The sequence below is a fragment of the Ramlibacter cellulosilyticus genome (assembly GCF_014297465.1).
GTDB lineage: Bacteria > Pseudomonadota > Gammaproteobacteria > Burkholderiales > Burkholderiaceae_C > Ramlibacter > Ramlibacter cellulosilyticus.
This window is the reverse complement of the sequence record NZ_JACORT010000021.1, coordinates 1-3,348: the sequence shown is the minus strand read 5'-3', so window position 1 is coordinate 3,348 and position 3,348 is coordinate 1. Positions and strand designations below refer to the sequence as shown.

Here is a 3,348-nt window from a genome sequence, read left to right as displayed (position 1 = left end):
TGGCGCAACCATCGTTGCCCGTCGGGCGCCAAGACGCGAGAGTATCGATACCGGACCACTCCCGACTGGTACGGGATTTCGGCAAGGTTCAACTCAGCGCGGTCTGACATTGCGGTCTAACGTAGAGGTGACCGGCACGTTGCGGCAAGGGGCCGCACGGTGCAGGATCTCCAACGGCACTGTGCGGCCCCTTGCCGCAACGTGTCCGAGTCGACCGACCAGTTAGGGCTCACGACACCCACCTCATGTTCTCTGAGATCTTCGACCCGTCTTCTCCGAAGGCGACGTCGTACCCGTATCCGCAACGGGGCGCCCACTGAACCTGGACGTGCATTTCCTTTCGCGCATCGTCTAGGCAGAAGGCTACGTAGGGAACACGCGCGATTCTGACGTTAGCCTTCGCAACCAAGATACCGTCCTCGAGCATCCAGGTCTCCAACGGCGAGTTTCTGAACGGAAAGGCGAGATCGTCAACGTCGAATCGGACGTACCGCGCCACTGGTACGGCGAAGGCTTCAAAGGACTTGCCAGTTTGAAGCCAGGCCTGCTCGATCCAACTGCTCGCAAGTGACTGAAGCTGCATGTGAGCTCTAACGCGAAGGTGACCGGCACGTTGCGGCAAGGGGCCGCACGGTGCACGATTTCCAACGGCACTGTGCGGCCCCTTGCCGCAACGTGTCCGAGTCGACCGTTCTGTTAGACCTCATTCCGGGATCTCCGTGAGCCATTCCCGAAGAGCGCGCAACTCGCCCTGGGCTTCGGTGGCGAAGCCGTCCTCATAGATCGCAGCCTCCTTCACCAGATCTCCAGCAAGCGCGTTCCCGCGGTGATGCAGGTCGGCCGAAAGCCTTTCCAACGAAGACACCGTGAGTTCGAGTTGTGCTGCCAGGGCGCGGAGCGCTTTCGGCACAGCGTCGGACGGCTCTCGAAGTGTCTTGGCGAGGTCAGACGCCTGTTGTTCCAAGCGCCGCTTAAGCGAGGAGTTGGTCATGAGGTCTAACGTAAAGGTGACCGGCACGTTGCGGCAAGGGGCCGCGCGGCGCATGATTTACAGCGGCGCTGCGCGGCCCCTTGCCGCAACGTGTCCGAGTCGACCGACCTGTTAGGGCGCATGTGCGCGAGCCGACGAGTACCAGGCAGTACTCCTGGGCGCAAATAGCAGCAGAAGCGCACAGGCTTCAAAAATAGGCATGGCGATTGAGAGCCGCACTGCCCAAACGGAATACTCATCGAACGAGGGCGGGTACAGGAACCAGAAAGACCAAGCCCCGACAGTCCAGAGAAGAAGGCCAGTACGTGCCCAGTTCTTGCGAGCCACGGCAAGGAAGATGAGCAGTGCCGTCACGGCATGCGTGAAAGTCGCGAGTGCGATCCTCATCACGGCAAACGTAGTGCCTGAAGTGACCTCTGGGTCTGACGCAATTCCAACGCCATCGTTGCCGGCCTTGACGATCCAAACAAGGATCGACAAGGCGGTCGCCAACTGCACTTGCCACGGAACGGACCTGAATTTCATGCGCTCTAACGTGAAGGTGACCGGCACGTTGCGGCAAGGGGCCGCGCGGTGCACGATTTCCAACGGCGCCGTGCGGCCCCTTGCCGCAACGTGTCCGAGTCGACCGACCTGTTAGACCTCATCCGCACCGATCGCCTCCCTCCACTGAACCAAGGTCTGCGCCACCTTGAGGTCGTTCTCCGCATCGGGTGACAGGCCCATTCCCTCAACGGCAACTTCTCCCAAGTATCGAGCGATCTCGAGCGCCTCGCGTCCGTCCTTTACCATCCCGTAGACGGTGGGCAGATACCCGTAGTACTCGTCCCGCGCGCCAGGAGCACCCGCCACTCCGATTGGGTCCCAGATGTAGTGCAGCACTTCATCTACCGCCCGATACAGGGCCAACTCGCGTTCGCTCAGCTTCTGTCCCATGAGGTCTAACGTGAAGGTGACCGGCACGTTGCGGCAAGGGGCCGCACGGTGCAGGATTTCCAACGGCACTGTGCGGCCCCTTGCCGCAACGTGTCCGAGTCGACCGACCTGTTAGACCTCACCGCGCGTTCTCCTGTTCAAAATGGCTGCGGCGGTCCACACCAAGGCCGCGATGACCGCGATCGCAGTTGCCCAATAGAGAAAGAGCGTCTTTCTTTGGGCAACTCTCTCTCCGTACTCCTCACGAGAGATGATGCTGCGGTTTTCATCGGCGATGGAAATGATCTGCCCTTGCCACAAATCCATGGTGTACGTAAAGCCTGGCTTGATTCCCCGCGCGAGGTCCCCGGCAGTTACCTTCAGGTCGGGATGGAAAGGAATGTAGAGAGTGGGCCGCACTTTCCTGAGAAGGTCGTTGGACTCTCGGTCATTTGGGACACCAAGGCCGAATCCGGCGTCAGTGCCGGTGTGATTGCCCTTCTGGAGCGTCAAGCTACCCACATAGCTAGGCGTCGCTGTGAGACTCCGAACCTCACCAGCAGGCGCGATAACTATGGACGTCTGGAAGAAGGCCAGGAAGCCGGCCACGGCAAGAGCTGCCAGCGACACACCCTGCCCGTTCGCCGCGAGCCATGTCAGGGCCCTTCTTTTCACGACGCTGCTCCCAGTGAGGTCTAACGTAAAGGTGACCGGCACGTTGCGGTAAGGGGCCGCACGGTGCAAGATTTTGAACAGCGCCGTGCGGCCCCTTGCCGCAACGTGTCCGAGTCGACCGACCTGTTAGACCGCAGCACTACTCCTCCAACTTCTTCGCGTCGACGTCGATCACTTCGTATCGTCCATCGCGATACTGCGGGTGTTTCGAAACAGGCAAGGACTTGCGGAGCTCCTCAACGAGGCCAGCTGCAAAATATGCGCCCGCTCCGAGAACGATCCACAAGGGCACGCCAATCGCACCGCCGAGCGCTGCGATGCCGGCGCCTTGACCTCCAAAGAGAGTGACACCCAGTCCCACCCCGATGACTCCGGCCCGACCCTTTGTTCCCCGCTCATCCCACCCGATGCGCTTCAACTCGTGACCCAGGATCTTCACCATCGGCCAGATCACTTGGCTTTGAAGCGTGACACGGAGGGCCTCCTGACCCTTTCGAAAGGTGCTTAGGCTTCCATCGCGGATCTGCAAGAGCTGAAGCATCCACACAAGTAGCGCTTGGCGCTCCTCCTCGGAGCCTGCCAAGGCTACACGGGTTGCAAGCGCCTGCTGCTTTGCCTCGTTTTCCACTATGCGACTCCTGCGGTCTAACGTAAAGGTGACCGGCACGTTGCGGCAAGGGGCCGCACGGTGCACGATTTCCAACGGCGCCGTGCGGCCCCTTGCCGCAACGTGTCCGCGTCGACCGACCTGTTAGACGGCAGCGCGC

The 3,348-nt window shown here is 60.9% G+C and carries 5 protein-coding genes; all 5 read right to left on the bottom strand.

Translation table 11 applies throughout. The features are described 5' to 3' along the window. Positions 1-703: 703 nt before the first annotated feature. The 5 genes from H8N03_RS25910 to H8N03_RS25895 all read right to left on the bottom strand — a co-directional run bounded on the left by H8N03_RS25910 (position 704) and on the right by H8N03_RS25895 (position 3,209). Positions 704-991: a hypothetical protein gene (locus tag H8N03_RS25910; RefSeq protein WP_187079144.1), complete on the bottom strand. Its 288-nt coding sequence runs from the start codon at positions 989-991 to the stop codon at positions 704-706. A 111-nt stretch (positions 992-1,102) separates the two neighbouring features. Then, a complete protein-coding gene (locus H8N03_RS26090; protein WP_222623179.1) occupies positions 1,103-1,579 on the bottom strand; it encodes a hypothetical protein in 477 nt (158 codons plus the stop codon). A 48-nt stretch (positions 1,580-1,627) separates the two neighbouring features. Further along, entirely contained in the window at positions 1,628-1,990 is a 363-nt protein-coding gene (locus H8N03_RS25905; RefSeq protein WP_222623178.1) for a hypothetical protein, read from the bottom strand. A 48-nt stretch (positions 1,991-2,038) separates the two neighbouring features. After that, positions 2,039-2,581, bottom strand: coding sequence for a hypothetical protein (locus H8N03_RS25900; protein WP_187079143.1), 543 nt, complete (start codon positions 2,579-2,581; stop codon positions 2,039-2,041). 139 nt (positions 2,582-2,720) lie between these two features. Next, complete coding sequence (locus H8N03_RS25895) at positions 2,721-3,209, bottom strand: hypothetical protein (protein ID WP_187079142.1); 489 nt, start codon at positions 3,207-3,209, stop codon at positions 2,721-2,723. Positions 3,210-3,348 lie beyond the last annotated feature (139 nt).

What these genes read in the sequence shown, in the direction of transcription:
- H8N03_RS25910 (WP_187079144.1), bottom strand. Translation starts at nt 991, where the DNA reads ATGACCAACTCCTCGCTTAAGCGGCGCTTGGAACAACAGGCGTCTGAC.